At 41.2% G+C, this 17,973-nt stretch carries 12 protein-coding genes; 4 read left to right on the forward strand and 8 right to left on the reverse strand.

Going from position 1 to position 17,973, the window contains the following annotated elements; translation table 11 throughout:
- Positions 1–1,115: 1,115 nt before the first annotated feature.
- From L4C32_RS14800 to L4C32_RS14815, 4 genes are all read left to right on the forward strand, one after another.
- Positions 1,116–2,333 carry a ParA family protein gene (locus tag L4C32_RS14800; RefSeq protein WP_428197663.1) on the forward strand — a complete coding sequence of 406 codons (1,218 nt, stop codon included), beginning with the start codon at positions 1,116–1,118 and terminating at the stop codon, positions 2,331–2,333.
- A gap of 5 nt (positions 2,334–2,338) precedes the next feature.
- A complete protein-coding gene (locus L4C32_RS14805) occupies positions 2,339–3,313 on the forward strand; it encodes a ParB/RepB/Spo0J family partition protein (RefSeq protein WP_428197664.1) in 975 nt (324 codons plus the stop codon).
- Positions 3,314–3,405: 92 nt separating this feature from the next.
- On the forward strand, positions 3,406–5,466 hold the full coding sequence (locus L4C32_RS14810; protein ID WP_428197665.1) for a tRNA(Met) cytidine acetyltransferase TmcA domain-containing protein: 2,061 nt from the start codon (positions 3,406–3,408) through the stop codon (positions 5,464–5,466).
- 61 nt (positions 5,467–5,527) lie between these two features.
- On the forward strand, positions 5,528–6,511 hold the full coding sequence (locus L4C32_RS14815; RefSeq protein ID WP_428197666.1) for a sensor domain-containing diguanylate cyclase: 984 nt from the start codon (positions 5,528–5,530) through the stop codon (positions 6,509–6,511).
- Between the two features lie 17 nt (positions 6,512–6,528).
- On the opposite strand, the gene L4C32_RS14820 is transcribed toward L4C32_RS14815, so the two are convergent.
- From L4C32_RS14820 to L4C32_RS14855, 8 genes are all read right to left on the reverse strand, one after another.
- Entirely contained in the window at positions 6,529–8,640 is a 2,112-nt protein-coding gene (locus L4C32_RS14820; protein ID WP_428197667.1) for a type I secretion system permease/ATPase, read from the reverse strand.
- A gap of 8 nt (positions 8,641–8,648) precedes the next feature.
- A complete protein-coding gene (locus L4C32_RS14825; protein ID WP_428197668.1) occupies positions 8,649–10,568 on the reverse strand; it encodes a bifunctional diguanylate cyclase/phosphodiesterase in 1,920 nt (639 codons plus the stop codon).
- Between the two features lie 6 nt (positions 10,569–10,574).
- Positions 10,575–11,240: a transglutaminase-like cysteine peptidase gene (locus L4C32_RS14830; RefSeq protein ID WP_428197669.1), complete on the reverse strand. Its 666-nt coding sequence runs from the start codon at positions 11,238–11,240 to the stop codon at positions 10,575–10,577.
- Between the two features lie 16 nt (positions 11,241–11,256).
- Positions 11,257–11,859: an OmpA family protein gene (locus L4C32_RS14835; protein WP_428197670.1), complete on the reverse strand. Its 603-nt coding sequence runs from the start codon at positions 11,857–11,859 to the stop codon at positions 11,257–11,259.
- 2 nt (positions 11,860–11,861) lie between these two features.
- The gene (locus tag L4C32_RS14840) at positions 11,862–13,190 is read right to left on the reverse strand and encodes a TolC family outer membrane protein (RefSeq protein ID WP_428197671.1); all 1,329 of its coding nucleotides are present in this window, start codon (positions 13,188–13,190) and stop codon (positions 11,862–11,864) included.
- Between the two features lie 11 nt (positions 13,191–13,201).
- Positions 13,202–14,593: an HlyD family type I secretion periplasmic adaptor subunit gene (locus tag L4C32_RS14845; protein ID WP_428197672.1), complete on the reverse strand. Its 1,392-nt coding sequence runs from the start codon at positions 14,591–14,593 to the stop codon at positions 13,202–13,204.
- 144 nt (positions 14,594–14,737) lie between these two features.
- Positions 14,738–16,057 carry a sigma-54-dependent transcriptional regulator gene (locus L4C32_RS14850; protein ID WP_428197673.1) on the reverse strand — a complete coding sequence of 440 codons (1,320 nt, stop codon included), beginning with the start codon at positions 16,055–16,057 and terminating at the stop codon, positions 14,738–14,740.
- Positions 16,054–17,871 (reverse strand): ATP-binding protein, encoded by a 1,818-nt coding sequence (locus L4C32_RS14855; protein WP_428197674.1) that lies wholly within the window; start codon positions 17,869–17,871, stop codon positions 16,054–16,056. Before L4C32_RS14855 ends, L4C32_RS14850 begins: the two co-directional genes overlap by 4 nt.
- Between the last annotated feature and the right edge of the window lie 102 nt (positions 17,872–17,973).

A 17,973-nucleotide genomic window follows, 5' to 3' on the forward strand; every position in this document is an offset into this window, starting at 1 on the left:
TATTAATCTAAAGTTCTTAAGAAATAAAGAAAAACTTATTGCCCTTAAATAACTGATCTTTTGATTAAAACTGATTAATATGATTAAGGTGATCTAATGATCTAGCGAAAAAAATACCGGTAAATTATTGTTTATATTGATTTTATTTTTTTGTGATTTCGGAGCGATGATCAAGGCTCTTTATGAACGATGATCATTAATCTTTAGCAACCATGATCATTAAAGATCGTGAAGCATGATCAACAGCACTTAGAACACATGATCACTGTCTAACTGAAACGATGATCAAAGGTAGAACACAGGTTATCCACAGACTTACCCTCAGTCTTATGGAAATCGTCTTCTTATGTTCATTTTATAGCAGGTTTAGAGACAGAACGATGATCATGAGGCATCATTTTTACCCCGTTAACTGCATTTATTTTGAACATTTAACTTTTCCCCTGTCCGACAACAACCAATAGTGCTTTACGCTGAGTCAAATAGTTCGATAGTATGATCTGAAAGCATGATCAGGGCTTGTAAGGCGTATTTGCTTTACAGTTTGGTGAATACTTCACATTCGATCATAGTAAGGATCCTTTATTCATCTAGCATTAAGCGTATTTTGGACGGTGATGTTCATGCTTCCAGAAAAATCCCCCCTGATCATCGTTCAATGTAATTTTGAGTAAATACGTATTGATTTTAGGCAAATTTACACCTTGATCATTCTTCTACTGCTTCGAAAGAATGATCATGGCAGATTCACTTATTGTCGCTGAATAGCCACTCTCCTGTTTAATGAGCATATGATTTCACTTTTTTATTGGTTAAATTGCAATCAAAAATACATCAGCCGTAATTTATCTCACTATTTGTAACGTTCCAGCTTTACAGTGTAAATTACGACTCCAGCAGGTGACGTGGTAACACTTTTATTCTGGCTGGTTTACAGGACTAGTTTACAAATTAGTAAATGACGATATTTTGGATAATATTCTCTTTTTAACAGCTTTATCAATGACCGTTAGTTTTATTGTTGAGACAATATATTTAGTATTAAATACAGCTCTTTATTGTTTTGAGTGTAATTTGCTGTACAATCTATCGATAGGTTTGATAAGGGGATTATCATGAATAGAGAACAGACCATTAAGAATTTGAAAGCACTGGCTTCTCAAACACAGCAAGTGCAATCAGACAGAATTGAAATTGTGCTTGAAGAGCGCAAAGAAGAACACTTTCCACCGATGTCAAAAGCATTAATGGAAACGCGTTCTGGCTTAACACGTAGAAAACTTGATGATGCCATCTCTACGCTAGAAAAGAAGGGTCATCAATTTACTAAGAATAATGCTAACCATTACTCAATATCTCTCAAAGAAGCCCACATGTTGATGGATGCCGCTCAAATTCCTGCATTTCATCAGTTGAAAAAAAATGTGGAGAACAAGCCTTGGGTAGTGAATGTCCAAAACCAGAAGGGGGGGACAGGAAAGTCAATGTCGGCAGTACATGTTGCTGCTTGCATGGCACTAAACCTTGAGAAACGTTATCGAATCTGTCTTATTGACCTGGATCCACAAGGGTCATTACGACTGTTTTTGAATCCTCAAATTTCAGTGACTGAACACGATACTATCTATTCTGCTGTTGATATTATGTTAGATAACGTGCCAGAAGATGTAGATGTTGACAGTGAATTTTTACATAAGAATGTATTATTGCCCACCCAATACCCAAATTTAAAGACTATTTCAGCGTTTCCAGAAGATGCAATGTTCAACGCTGAAGCCTGGCAAGATCTCTCTGAGAATCAATCTTTAGATATTGTTAAGTTACTGAAAGAGCGATTGATTGACAAGATTTCGGATGATTTCGATATCATTATGATCGATACCGGTCCTCACGTTGATCCATTGGTATGGAATGCGATGTATGCCTCAAACTCTTTGATCATTCCATGTGCCGCTAAGCGTCTTGATTGGGCATCTACCGTAAACTTTTTCCAGCATCTACCGACTGTGTATGAGATGTTTCCAGAAGATTGGCACGGATTACAGTTTGTCCGTTTAATGCCCACGATGTTTGAAGATGATAATAAAAAGCAGGTGTCAGTATTAACTGAGATGAATTATTTACTGGGTGAACTGGTGATGATGGCGACCATTCCACGAAGTAGGGCATTTGAAACGTGCGCTGATACCTATAGCACAGTGTTTGATCTTACGGCTGCTGACTTTGAAGGCGGTAAGAAAACACTGGCAACCGCTCAAGATGCTGTTCAAAAGAGTGCGTTAGAGCTTGAACGAATTTTTCACAGCCACTGGGCTGTACTTAATCAGGGATAAATATCATGGCAATTAAAACATCAGACCTGAATGCTAAATTGTTTGGAAAAACCAATAAACGTCGTGCAACAACAACGGTCGAAGCTCAACAAGCAGCCAAAGAACAGGCTCAAATTATCGAACTCTCCGTGGCGGGGCAAGAACTTGTTTCGTTCGAGTTGACTAAAATCTCATACAGTGAAATTGAAAAAAGAACTATCGTTTTTGCTGATAATGCCCGTGAACAATCATTTCTAAATGAGCATGCATTGTCAGATATTTTGGTTACATTAAAGGACAAAGGACAGCAGTACCCAGCAGTAGGGCGCCTCAATGATAATGGCATTATTGAAGTATTGGATGGCAGCCGTCGTCGTATGTCTTGTATCCTATCGAAACAAGATTTTTTAATCTATGTTGCGAAAGACATTAATCTAAAACATGCTAAGTTCTTATCTGATGTTGCTAATGCTCACAAACCGCTTTCGTTATATGAGCGTGGCAAAGAGATGCAACTGATGCTTGAAAATGGCACTGTTAGTGATCAAAAAGAGTTAGCCGAAGTGTGCCAATGCAGTGAAGCGCTGGTTAGTGGCGCGTTGAAAGCAGCAACGTTACCACTTGAATTGTTGCAAGCTTATCCAAGTGTTGGTGAGTTGGGACGCCCTACTATCGTAAAGTTGCACAAATTGTATAGCTCACTGTCAAGTAAGCAGCAGCAAGATTTACTTCATAAATGTGTTAATGATGATGGATTTGTTTGGCAGAAAAGTGATGTTCAAGGTGTTGCTCGTATTACTAAAGAGGTCACTACTTTAATTGAGTCATGGGTTGAAGCATCTATGCCGAATGATAAAAAAACCACACCGACTCACGTTGAATTAGTAAAAGGGCGAGCAAATTATGTTCGTAACAACGATAAGCTAAATTTAAAATTAAAAGGGGTGGATGATAAATTGATGGATGATATTTTGCAGTTTTTGCAGAGTCGCATGCATTAATTATCTATACTATCTCAGCGAATAAAAGACCGCCTCTGTGCGGTTTTTTTAATGGTATGATTATAAACAGTAGCTAGCAAGGTGATCCGCTGATGGAATCAGAACTTAATTTTTTATCCACTCTCAAACAACATGCAAACAGTGCAAGACACCGTTATTGTGTCGCTTTATGTGGAGAGGTGAGTTGGGCTACTGTCTTAATTCAACAATGGCATCGTAGAGAACAGATTCAGACCAGTAGGGTGATCTGGTTAGGGGACACTGACCTAGAAACGAACAACTATTTATCGCTCCCGGTCAATAAGGGGAACCAAATATTAGGTGAAGAAAGTACTGGATTGGTTTACGATTTTAGTTGCGGTATCAATGCTAACAGTTTAAGTGCCGCTGCTGGAACGATAGTCGCCGGTGGCATTTGTTTCTTAATTCTTTCTCGAGAAGATTATTTTTCCCAATCTTATTTTTTCACTTGGATGAGGAGTGTATCGTCGTCATTGATCTTGCTAGAGCAGGGCAGTGACCTACCTAGGCTCCCTTCATTTACCAAACAGGGTGATTCATTCCCTGATTTTCATTATGGCTGCCTCTCTGCTGAGCAGAAAAGTGCAGTCGATATGATCATAAAAGTGGTAACAGGTCATCGAAAAAGACCACTAGTACTGACTGCTGATCGTGGAAGAGGAAAAACGTCAGCGTTAGGTATCGCTCTGTCTGAGTTGACTCAGCATCGACAATTAGCTGTGTTGGTTACCGCACCAAGTAAACGAGCTGTTGATGCTCTGTATAAACATCTATCATTAGCTAAAAATGGTTCAACGGTTACTTTTATTTCTCCAGATGAGTTGTTACTTCAACGGCCTAAATGCGATCTATTGATTGTTGATGAAGCTGCGGCGATTCCTCTCACCATGTTAGACACTCTATTAGAACATTATCACCGAACCGTATTTTCGACTACTATTCACGGTTACGAAGGGACGGGGCGTGGTTTTACTCTCAAATTTGACCCGATATTAAACGCTAAGACACCTGGGTGGAATAGCATTGCTATCCACCAGCCTATCCGCTGGAATCCTGGTGACCCTCTAGAGAGTTGGTTGTTTGATTGTTTTCTATTTGGTGCTGAGCTCGGGGATATTGATACTCTCTCTTTCTCGGAAGCGCTTAGAGAAATTGAGTACAGTGCCATTGATAAAAGTGCATTAGTGAATAATCAAACCTTATTCAAACAGCTCTTTGCACTGTTAGTGAATGCACATTATCAAACTTCTCCTAACGATATGATTCAGTTGCTTAACGATTCCACGCTCGATCTTTTTGTCGGTATCTATGATCAACAGATTGTTAGTTGTTCTATTATATCGAATGAAGGCGATCTAGAGTCAGAGTTGATCAATGGGGTGATGTCGGGTCAGCGGCGCCCTGTAGGACATCTTCTACCTGTTTCTGTTGCGTTGCACCTTAACCAGCCAGAAGCTGCTCGTCAACGTTGTGCGCGCATCATGCGTATTGCTGTTCATCCTAGTGTCCAGAATAAAAAAGTTGGTTCAGGTTTTATTAGCTTCCTACATAATCATTATCAGTCTGTTGGCGTAGATTATCTTGGTACCAGCTTTGGTGCAACGTCTGATCTTATCCATTTTTGGTATCAGAACGATTTCAAGGCTGTTAGGTTTGGTATTCGTCGCGATAAGGCCAGTGGCACACACTCTTTAATGGTGGTTCGTGCCATCTCCACTCAAGCTGAGAGCTGGTTATGTAACGCTATTAACACATTTGACTTCTGTCTCCCTCAGCAGCTGGTTGAGCAGTTCTCACCAGTAGAACCGGCCATTATTTTGTCGTTATTGCATCAATCTACGGGTTATCCACGCTTACCATCTGAACAGCGCTTTTTGATTGATGGTTTTGTTTCACAAGCTCTTGGTTATGACAGTGTGGTTCCTGCACTTCAAGTTGAACTTCTGCATCATCTTTCTACTCAGAACTCGTTACTGAGTGATGAAGTAACACTCTTCGCTATAGAGAAAATATTGCAGCGAAAGACATGGAAAGATTTGATACCAAAGTACGGAATAATTGGCCGTAAACAAGCAGAACAGATACTAAGCAGGTATTTTTATCATAATTTACACTGTAAATCGGAAGGCTAATTTACAGTGTAAATTGAAAATCGATTGTTGCAAGAAAGATAGGATTAAAGGAAAGGAACTAATGGAAAGCGTTGTAAATGCAGAAGAAATAGAAGTATTAGATGAACTTCGACGTCGAGTAGAGGAGCTTGAAGGTGAGAACTGTAAACTGAAACGAGAAAAGTACCGTTTAGAAGAAAAGTTGACCGCAGCTTTTGATGGAACTGGCCTCTGTTTATGGGAGCAACATATTCCATCTGGAAAATTGACCATCTTCAATATGGAGTGGGGAAACATGCTGGGCTTTACGGCAAGTGAACTTGAAGCAACTGTGGATGTATGGAAAAGCAAACTACACCCAGAAGATAAAGATGATGTCGTTAATGCATTTATGTCGCATCTAGCAGGTGAGAGTGAGTCCTATCAAGCAGTTCACCGTATGTTGCACAAAGATGGTTCGCATAGCTGGGTATCAGACCGGGGAAGAGTCGTAGAGTTCGACGATCAAGATAAACCATTAAGAATGATGGGAACTCATATAGACATTACTCAAGAGAAGCGGTACGAGCAAAAGTTGTCAAAGTTGGCCACAACCGATCCATTAACCAATTTATTAAACAGAAGTGCGTTAGAAAAAAGCTTTGAACAGTTAACAATACAGAGTGACAATCAAAGTGCCGCTCTTCTGTTTATTGACCTTGATAATTTCAAATTAGTGAATGATCATCTAGGACATAAAGCGGGAGATAATGTGTTGATTCAAGTTGCAGAGTGGATGAGAGAGGATGCTCCTGAACATACTGAGATTGCGAGATTAGGAGGAGATGAATTTGTACTGCTTTGTAGGCGCGCAGATAAATCACAGTTGGAAGATTTCTCAAGAAAACTACTAAAGCGAGCAGCTTCACCACTACTGCTAGAGAGTGGCGAGGCCAACATAGGATTCAGTATCGGAATTCGCGTATTTGATACTGGTACGTCTAGTTTTAATACTCTCTACGAACAAGCTGATACTGTGATGTATCAAGTTAAGCGTCAAGGGAAAGGAAGCTTCTCTTTCTATTAATAAAATTATTAATGGAACTAGCTCACTTGGATACTTCCTGATTGCAACCCTTTCAAAATCTCCTCTTTGCTGCCATCCGCGAGCAGTACCCCGTCGCCTAACACTAAGATGCGATCAACAATATCTAGCATACTGGTTTTGTGAGTGATCATAATCAGTGTCTCTTGTTTACTTAAGTTAGAAAGCTGCTGCTTAATAAACATCTCTGAGCGATTATCCATATTACTTGTTGGTTCATCCATCAACAAGATAGGGGGCTTTCCAATAAAGGCACGAGCGATAGCGATAGCTTGTCGCTGACCACCAGAAAGAAGTTGACCAAATTCGCCCACTTGTCGTTCTAAACCGGCTGGATTTTTTTGGGTAAAGTTAGTTACTCCTGCTCGATTTGCCGCTTCAAGAATCTCCATATCATCCATAAGAGGTCGACCTAACGTAATGTTCTCTCGAACCGTACCATAAAATAGGGTTAGATCTTGCGGTACACAGCCTATATTGCGTCGTACATCTTCATGGTGCAACTGAGCGATGTCAGTATCATCAAGTAGAATAGAACCCGACTGCGGAGCATACAGCCCCATTAACAACCGTTCTATGGTCGTTTTCCCAGCCCCAATACGACCAATAATCGCGACTTTTTCACCAGGATTGATGGTGAATGAAATGTTCTTTACAGAGGGTTGTTCACAATCAGGGTAGTTGAAGCTCACATCAGTAAACTGAACTTTTCCTGAAAGAATAGGACGGTGTATATAACGCTTTCCTTGCTCTTGCTCATCAGGCATGTCCATCACCTTTTGAATGATCGTCATGGCAGATTTTGCTTGATTGTAACGAGTAGAGAGCAGAGATAGCTGAACCAAAGGGCCAATGGCACGGCCGCTCAACATGGTCGACGCGATAAGACCGCCCATAGTGAGATTGCCATCAGAGATTAAGTAGACCCCCAAGATAATCATGGCAACGCTGCTTGCTTGCTGAATGACACCAGCAGAGTGTTGTACCGAGTCGGTTAGACGGCGAGTTTTAATGCTCCAGTTCGACATGTGAGCGACAGCTTCTTCCCACTTATATTGAAACTGACTTTGAGCGCCAAACATTTTTACAGCTTCTAATCCATGTAGGCTCTCAATTAAGTTGGCGTACTTTTGAGAGGCGAGTCGAGACCCTTCTTCAATAGAGCGGCTCAACGGTTTTTGAATAAGGAGGCTGTGAATAATTAAGATTGAGACTGCCACAATAGGGATATAGACCAGTGGGCCACCCATTAGGTAGATAATAAAAAGGAATAAAATGGCGTAAGGAAGATCGATCAACGATGAAATAGTTGCAGAGGTAAAAAATTCACGAATCGACTCGAAATCTTGTAAATGCCTAGCAAATGCACCGACAGAGGGCGGTTTTGCATCCATTTTTATGCCCATCACTTTTGAGAAGATACGTGATGACATTAAAATATCAGATTTTTTTCCGGCAACGTCAATAAAATAACTGCGTAATAGCTTAAGGATTAAATCAAAAATAAAGATGACAAAAATGCCTGATGAGAGTACCCATAATGAATCAAATGCGAGGTTTGGCACTACTTTGTCATAAACTAGACGAGTAAATAGCGGGGTCGCTATGGCAAATAAATTAATTAAAATGGAGGCAATAAATACGTCTTTATAGATGCTTTTGGATTGCCAAATTGTTCCCCAAAACCAGTGATGTTCATTGGACTTAACTAGCTCCGGTGAGCGATCATCGTGAGAGAACTGGCGCTTTAAATAGAAAGTGGCTCCCGTATATTGGTTGGTTAACTCTGCTAAGTCGACCCATTGCTGAACGCTGTCTCCATCAGGCATGACGACTTCGGCACGACTGTTTTCGCTGTCGACGCTGAGCAGGACGCATGACTGATTGTCTTGCAATAGCAAAATGACAGGCATCACAAGGGTGGATATTTTTTCCAACTCAATACGTTCATGTTGTGCGATCAAACCTGCACGCTGAGCAGCTCGAGGGAAAAGGTGTTGAGTGAGCTTTCCTTCACTCAGTGGCAGCCCTGAAAGCAATGCTGCTGGGGAGTTGGCGAGACCATAGTATCGACTTACGTAAATAAGCGATTGTAACAGTGAATCTTTCATTAACTATCCTACGACGCTTTGTTCTCAAAAATAAAACCTTGGAAACCATTCACGAAATGTTCAGAGAGCTTTGTTAGCTGCTCTTGGGTTTCCACACGGGTGGCAATGGTGGTGATATCGAGATTATGAGCCGCTCGAGATATTGAGGCTAAGACATTTCGATTGTGTTCGCTGTCGAGTTCGTTGGTGTAGATAAAGTCGATTTTTACATAGTGCGGTCTAAACTCACTCAAATATTCTGGTGATGAGAAATAACGACCGTAGTTATCAACGCCAAATACAACACCACGTTGATGCAGTGAGTCACAAAGAAGCGCTGTACTATCGGGGTGGTGGACAAAAATGGTCTCAGGTATTTCAAATTGAATTCGGTGTTGTAACGACTTATTAGAATCTAAACGGCTATTTAACCAACGTAAAAAGGTAGGTTTAATCAGGCTGCTGTGTGATAAGTTGATCGTAATAGGCGGCAAGCTCTGATCGCCATTAAGCTTGCTAATCATTGAGTCAATAACATGTTTATCAAAGGCTTCACCCTCATCGCTATGTTCAAGAGCTGATAAAAATTGGTTGGCTGAATAACGTTGACCATCTTTTTCGATGGCAGTAAACACTTCGGTGTGAATCGTGTTGCCTTGCGAGTCAGAAGCGGCTTGGAATCGATAGGTTAAATTATCATCACGCATTGCTTCGACGACTAACTGAATCCACTGCTGTTTCCCTAATACCTCATCTCGGTTACTTTCAGATAATAATGCAATGGGCTTATTGGGTGAAAGAGAGGCTTGCACGAGGGCATTGTCGGCTAGCGTCAGCAGGGTACTGATATCAATGTCCCCATTATTATGCACTAAACCAATTTGAGCATTGACCGGTGACATGGCCATTGGATCGGCTTGCAGGTCAACAATACTATTAAGAGCATGCTCACCGAGGGCCGATAATTCGTCACTCGTCACGCCCGGTGCTAATAGTGCAAATTCACACTGCGATATTCTCGCAATGGTAAAGCTAGGTTCAGAAAATTTGGCTTTGAGGTTGTTTGCCAATTGGCAGACTGCTTGATCACCAGATTGGTAACCTGAGTGTTCATATAAATTCGTTATCTGATTCACCCTGAAAAAAGCGATGCCTCCCGTTGGGGATTCCGATAACCAGTTCTTGATCTGCCCAATATAAAAATCACGATTCGCCAGTCCAGAAACAGGATCTTGATAGGCTTGCTTTCTTAGCCTATTCGCCTCTTTTGCTTGCTCTTCAAAGTGTTTTTCAACTTGGGTAGACATTTTATTAATGGCATTGACCAGCGGTATCAGGTCGCGTGTTTTTGGTGTTTTTAATAGAGTACTAAACTTATTCTGAGCGATCTCTTCCGCTTTAACTTTGATCGCTTTTAACGGTTTTAAGGTGTAACTCAGTAGAGCCGAAATCATTAGCGCAGTAAATGAAAAAACGGTTAAGAACCCCCAAAAAAGGTTGCTAATTGCCTGCCATAATTGTTGGTAAGCATAACCTGGGTGAGCGATGACAATGACTTCAGCTGTCTGCTGCCAGCCACTGGTTAACACTCTAGATTCTGTGAACGTTTTGAACAGATGTAGGTTGGTAAACCATGAGGGCACCGTGGTTATTTTTGTCGGGTACTGACGAATAACTGACTCACCAGTATTTAACATTTTCACCTGAACCATCTGATAATAACCGCCATCAAAAAGAGCATTAATGACGGATTCAACGGCGACCTTGTCGTTATCTTGTAAATAAGGGGAGAGCGCTAACCCCATCGTATTGATGGTATTGTTAATTTCAGAGCGCTGTTGGTCTTCAAGATACTGTCTAGTAAAAGTAAATTGAATTGTAATTACCGCAATGATTAAGAGTATGAAAGCGGCTAAAATCCATGTTATAAGCTGTTTATATAAAGTCATACATGTCTACTCGTCATAATTTTTGATTGGTTTATTGAACGCATTCATTTGGACTCGACTGCGTAAGTCGTTCCACAGCCCAAGTCTTGCTGATTTTCCAGCCAGCGTACCTTTGCCACGTTCTTTCATCAGCCACAGTTGGCTACCGTTAAAACTGTAAATAGGTTTTAGATCTGTACGTTTCGAGGCTTTGACTATCTCACCTTTAATATTATCGAGCAGTACGGGTTCTGATGAGGGGGTGTCATAGTAGGCGACTACCATATGAAACTGATTCAGTTCTAATGCCTTAACGTAAACTAATCGCAATTTTTTATCATCTATGCCGAGCTCAATTAGTGAGAAGTATTTGGCGATGCTAAAGTCTTCACAATCTCCAGCATTGCTGCCTAAGAACTCTAGCGGGGTGGCCCAGTAATCCTCTTTGCCCCATAAAGCGATATCATTGACAAAATAGAGTTGGTTAAAAAAATTATTAATGTTTTCTAACTTTTCAGGCTCTGAAAGTGATGAAGAGTCATTAATTACATCGCGCCATGCCGAGACACGTTTGCCCGCTCTCTCTCCGTAAAAAGAGGCCACGCTGTTGATCCATTTTTGCTCAGAGTCTGTCAGTGCAATCGTGACTGAACTGACAGACAAAAGAAGAGAGAACCAGAGCCAATATCTCATGCTGTTCAATTACACATTACTGTTCGCGGGAAGAAAAAATGGTCCATTCATCTTTTACCACTCCTTTGTAACCCACTACCGTCCCTATCACACGTCGATTTACCGCTTCTGCAGATAATGAATCACCCTCTTGTTCTAAAAAACTCTCACCATACCCTACAATAGAGATCCTGTTTGCTTCAACCCCTTCGAATATTAGCGCATCTCTTGCTGTTTCTGCACGTTGTTGCGACAGTTTTAGGTTGTGGTCTTCATTACCTGACTTACTGGCATATCCTTGCAAAACAAGCGTTGTTTCCGGGTAGCTCGTCATGAATTCAGCCATTTTTTTAACTTCTGCATGAAAGGTCGGGCTGATGGTTGCAGAGTCATTTTGAAATAGGATATGAACATCTTTTGATTCAGATTTATCAACCATCTTAGGACAACCATCATTATCAATAGCTGCACCTTTTGGGGTGGATTCACAGAGATCTCGTGCATTAATGACACCATCACTGTCAGAATCAGTGAGATCGAAGCTTTGAATATGCTCTTGGCTCGGATTGTCACTAATGTCATGAGAAGAGGAGCAGCTAGCCAGTATTAATAAACTAACAATCACAATCGATTTTTTCATGATTAGTTCTCCTCGCTACTGTTAGAGTCATTGAGTGGAATACTCCACTCTTGTGGGGTCTCTACTCGAAGTGAGGTTAACAGTGCGCCTGTCGCATTGAGAACGCGATATTTGGCCAGTTCTAACGAGTAGTTTCCTTCTACAAACGCTTTACGAGCTTCGAACAACTCATTTTCAGTGTTAAGAAGGTCAAGCAGAGTACGTTTTCCTATTTTGAACTGTTTTTCATAGGCGCTGACCGTTTCACTCGCGGCATCAACATGTTCTTGTAAAAAAGGACGTTGTTGCTGGTTTAGGGCTAAAGCACTCCATGAAAGACGAGTTCCCTCTTCCAACATACGATAAGCTCGGTCACGCAGATCTTTAGATTTATTCAATTGGTATGCTGCTCGATCGCTGTTTGCGCTATCAGATCCACCATTGAATAGGTTGTAACGCATACGGAGCATGGCAGAGAATTCGTCACTGCTTCCCTCTATACCATCAGCATCATCCTTCCAGGATTGGCTCGCTTCGAAACTAAAAGAGGGGTAGTAGTTACCTTTAGTCTGTTTATATTGGTAGTTAGCTGCGTCAATATCAGAGGTGGCCACTTTAACTATAGGGTGTTGCTGATAAGCTAGATCGACAGCATCTTCTAATGACTCTGGGAGCATAGAACTGTCAGCAAAAGGTCGGACTAATTCACTTGGTGGACGACCTACCACGCGAATAAACTGGGTGTGCACGTCATAAAGGTTGTTTTGGGCGGCTAATAAATTGGTATTCGCTCGAGCGAGTCGGGCCTTCACTTGCACGAGGTCCGCCGTTGAACCGATGCCTGAGTTGGCTCTTTTTTCGATGTCAGAGAAGATGCGGTTATGAATGGCTAAGTTTTTTTCAGACAGTACCAGTACCTCTTCGGCTTTAATTGCATTGATATATACCTCAATCACAGATAAGGCCATGTTTTGTGAGTCAGAAAGCAGTTGATAACGCATGGACTCTGCTTCCGCAGTGGTTCTGTCGATATCGTTCCAAGTTGATGAACCGTCCCAGATGAGCTGGGTAAAGGTTAACGATGCGTCTTTTCTGGTTAACTCTGTCTGCTCATTATTAGCTGGATCAATGTCTTCATAGCCAATGCCAGCATCAAGATCTAAGCTCGGAAGGTAGGCTCCACTCGAACTGTTAGAGGTTTCAACGCGACTTTTATATTCGTTGAATGCACTTCGAATTTCAGGGTTGGTTGCTAATGTCGTTGCAACTGATTGCTCTAACGATTGTGACATCACTTGTGAGTTTATTGTTAATAAGCTCGCAGCGAAAAAAAATTGAACTCTCAAGTTCATAAATATACCTCTTATTCTCTTAAGGCCGATTGTTGCGCTTGGATAATGGGTTTGAGAATGTAATCTAAAATGGTTCGTTTCCCGGTGACGATATCAACAGTCGCCGTCATTCCAGGGATGATAGGCAGCTTTTCACTCTGTGAATGAATGCTTTTTTCTTTTGTTCTTACTCTTACCAAATAAAAGCTATTCCCTTCTTCATCTTGTATTGTATCGGCACTGATATGCTCAAGCGTACCGTCTAATCCACCATAACGAGTAAACTCATAAGCACTGAATTTTACAATTGTTGGTAAATGCGGGCGTAAGAAGGCGATATCTTGGGGGGCAATTTTTGCCTCAATAAGTAGGTTATCTTCGCTAGGGACGATTTCGATTAAATCCATGCCAGGCTGAATAACACCGCCAATTGTATTGGTATAGATTTTCTTGATGGTTCCATTCACTGGAGATACCACGACGGTTCGGTTAACCCGGTCTTCAAGGCCTACTTGTGATTCGGTTAATGAAGCGAGCTTATCTTCTATCTTATTCAGTTCATCTTGTTGATTAGAGCGGAAAGTGAGCACTATCTCTAGGCGTTTAAAGACTACTTCGCGAATGGATGATTTAACAGCTGGAACTTTGAGTTGTGTAGAGGTGAGTTCGCGTTGTGTATTGTTCACTTCACGCTGTAACTTTAGTAGCTCAATTTTAGGAACTATCCCTTCATCGGCTAAGGGTTGGGTAATCTCGAGCTCTTTTTTTGCAAATTCATAACTACGAAGTAGGTTAATTACTCGAGCTTTTAACTCGATTAAGTCCTGCTCTTTTTGGATGATTTGATGATCAAATACTGACATTTGATTTCTTAAATTATTCAAAGTCTCGTTATATTCGGCCGCTTGCCTTTTTACTAATTCGAGATGCTCTTTAATAAATAAATCACTGAAATTAAACGGGCTTTGTTTGATGACAACACTCTGTTGCCATGGGGTATTCTTGTCGTTTTTAATAACAATACTGGCCAGTTCTGTAGAGATACGTACAGCTTCAGCCGTTAAATTGGCAACATCTTGCGCTTTTTCTCGGAAATCAGAACGAAAGCGGGTGTCATCAATCAATAACAGCTGCTGTCCTTTTTCAACCTTCTGACCTTCAAATACCAATACCTCTTTCACTAATCCCCCTTCAAGGTTTTGTACAATTTGAAGTTGTGAAGAGGGGATCACTTTGCCAGAGCCAACAGTAACTTTATCAATTTGGGCCCATGAAGACCAAGCGACGGCGGTAATAAAAAACAGAATCACAATCCACAGTAAAACTCTGGCGCTCGATGGCGTCTTTAAAAGTAAGGCGGATGTCTTGTCATCGACAAACTGGCTCTCTGTTTTGGTTAGCTGTTGAAAACTGTTTTTTTTCATTTACCTTTACTTCATGGTCGATAAAACGAGTAAAAAAAGGGTAATTACTATGTGTGGTTGCATAGTAGTCTGTTTTTATAACAATGTTAAGCTGATGATTTATCTATATGTCCTTCGACTTAAGTATAGCGACTATTAATCACACTAGCCTTTAAAATTATCCTTATCTAAATGATGCTTTTTCATTTTGTCATACAGTGTTTTTCTCGCAAGTTGCAGTTCATCTTGTACCTCTTTCAACCGACCATTGTGGCGCTGAAGTGCATCTGAAATCAGGGTGAATTCAAATTGATCGATTCGTGCCATTAAGCCAAGATTTCTCCCCTCTGAGGTTGTTCCCATTAAGGTGGATAGTGCTACCTCGGTTCCCATTAGGATGCTTTTTTCTGCAAAGTTTCGTAACTCGCGGACGTTACCTGGCCAGTCATACTCTTTGAGTTGTTGAAAAAGATCCGCTGAGATAGCAGGGGTCTCTATACCATATCGGCTGGCTGCTGTTCGAGTGAAGTTTTGAAACAGTAAAGGGATGTCTTTTTTTCTATTGCTAAGAGGTGGTAAGGAGATTGATATGCTATTTAGAGCATATAATAGCTTCGAATTAAAACGGTTTGATCTGCTTGCTTGCAATAGATCGAGTGAGGAAGAGGCGATAATTCGAATGTTGAATTCACTTAGTGTCGGCGCTAATTGCAAATAGTGCAGCAGACTGGTTTGCTCTTTGGAGGCCATTTTATCGATATCATGCAGATAGAGTGTCCCTGTCTGTAGTTGATGAAGCTTTTCTAATCTAGGGTGAGTGAGTTGATGGTCTTGGTTAAACTCAAATAGATTACTGCCTTCACTGCTCGATATAAGGTGACGACAGTTAATACGGATAAAGGGCATTGAGCTATTTTGACTGTGATCGTGAATGTATCTGGCCAGTAATTTTTTACCTGTGCCACTGTCACCGGAGATAAGCACACTATCGGTATTGTTTTTAACGTGGTGCAATATGCGACGAACCTGTTTTATCTCTTCACTGTTACCGAGTATACGAGGTCCTGGAGCACTTTGAGCGGCCAATTCATTTTTTAACTCTTTATTTTCAAGTATCAAGTTTCGACGATCGAACGCTTTATTGATAATGTCGATAAATCGATCGGTAGAAAACGGCTTTTCAATAAAGTGATAGGCACCAATGCTCATCGCTTTAACTGCCATAGAGATATCACCATGTCCGGTTAGCATTATGACTTGAAGATCTGAGTCGATGGCTAGCGCTTGTTGTAAAAAGGTAATGCCATCCATCATTGGCATATTGATATCAGATATTATGATGCCTTGATAGAGAGGCGTAATGATGCTTAATGCCTCTTTTGCATGGCTGAAGCTGTGAACGGTAAACCCCTCTAGTGTCAGCGTCTGCGTGATTGATTCACGCACATGCAGCTCATCATCAATGAAAATTATCTCTCTGTTCACTTCTGTCCCTTGTTGTCATGAAAAAGTGGCAATGCGATGGTGAATTTAGCCCCTCGTGGTTGATGGTTCCCTACGGTAAGTTGACCAGAGAATGACTCAATGATTCGTTTTGATATGGTCATGCCAAGACCCAGTCCCTCTTTTTTGGTGGTAAAGAATGGGGTGAATATGTCGTGCAGTTGTTGCTGACTCATCCCTTTGCCATTGTCAGTAAGGCAAATAAGCGCATGTTCGCTGTCTAGTTGCACTGAGAAGACTATTTGCGGTGACTCTATTCCCTCTAAAGCTTGGATTGAGTTGTGAATCAAATTGACGAGGACTTGTTCAAACTGAATCAGTTCGGCACGAACGGTTGTCTCAAGATTGTTGGGCTCAATTTTTAGCGTGATCCCTTGATTAATAAGCTTATTACCAATGATGGTTAATGCTGAGGTGATCGCGGTTTTAATATCGGTATGGTAAGAGGCATTCGTTGAGCTTTTTCTAGCAAACACTTTAAATTTGGCGATGATCTCAGAGATAACAATATTCAGTTCAACGATTTTTTCGATGTTACTGCTGACAACGACGTATTGCTGTTTATGCAGTAAACGTTGACAGTTTTCTGCGTACGTTCTGATCGCTGAAAGGGGTTGATTGATCTCATGATTAATGCCTGCTGACAGTTCACCAAGCATCGCCAGTTTTGCCGCTTGGGTGAGCTCAGATTGGGTTTGTTGTAGCTCTTTTTGAGTGATCTCGTACTGCTGAATGGTATCTCTCAGTGTTTGGTTACTCTGTTGTAACGATAGGGTTCGTTTGATGACTTTATGCTCTAGCTCATCATTAGCGGCGGTTAGTTTTCTCCGGGCCATTAGGGTTTGGTACCAAGAGGTAATGACTAAAACAAGAAGGGTGTAAAACACAATGAATATCAGTAAGACCCGTTGGACATTTTGGTATGTATGCTGAATATCAGACATGGCCAATATTTTTATGCCAGTGTCTTTAATCTGTCTCTTAGTGATGAATAGAGTCTGCTCTTCGGTAAAAGGGGTTTTGAGGATAGAGAGACGATCAGACTCCTTTAATTGCTGTAAGCTTTGAATATTGGATAGTACGAATAGAGGCGCTTGTCCATACTGGCTAGAGCGCAAAATAGAGGCCTTTTCGGCTTGTGATAGTGGCACTAACGTATTGTATAACCAGTTAGGTTTAGAGCTATAAAAAACCACACTCTTATCATCGATGAGACTGAAATCTAAACTTTCATAAGACCATAATCTGTCAATGTTCTCCAGATTCACTTTCACGGTCAATACGCCAATAATGGAGTTGTTAAATCGTATTGGGGAAGAGAAGTAGTAACCACGCTCCTCCGATTTACTGCCGAGAGCAAAGTAGCGGCCTGGGTTGTTCATCATGGCTTGCTTAAAATAAGGGCGAAAGGCGTAATTGGAACCAACAAAACTGTCCTCTTCTTGCCAGTTACTGGAGGCGACCGCAAGGCCTGTGACTTTTAGTAGGTAGATGGTGTCAGCTGAACTCTGTTTAGCCCACTTCTCTAAGAGTAGATTTAATACTTGGTTGTTTTGACTGCCGCTGTCGTTGATGAGAGAGTTAATCAATCTGGGATCATGGCTGAGTATGGTGGGTAACTGGCTATAACGTGATAGCTCATCGGAAATCTTTTCACTTAATCGAGCGGCATCTCGTGACATACGAAGTTCTAGGGTCGATTGAAGTTGGTGAAACGTCGAGTAGGAGACTGCGATACCTAAGGCGATGCCAATCAACGCATACCAAAAGATAAAACGGATCTTTTTACTGCTCACAAGAGGTGACTTCTTTTTATCTACCATGATGACTGATGCTATCCCTACATTTAACTAAATAATAACAAAATAATTGTCTGTGGTCGCTGAGTATGCGTTGCT

It is taken from the genome of Aliivibrio kagoshimensis (assembly GCF_050337105.1).
Lineage (GTDB): Bacteria > Pseudomonadota > Gammaproteobacteria > Enterobacterales > Vibrionaceae > Aliivibrio_A > Aliivibrio_A kagoshimensis.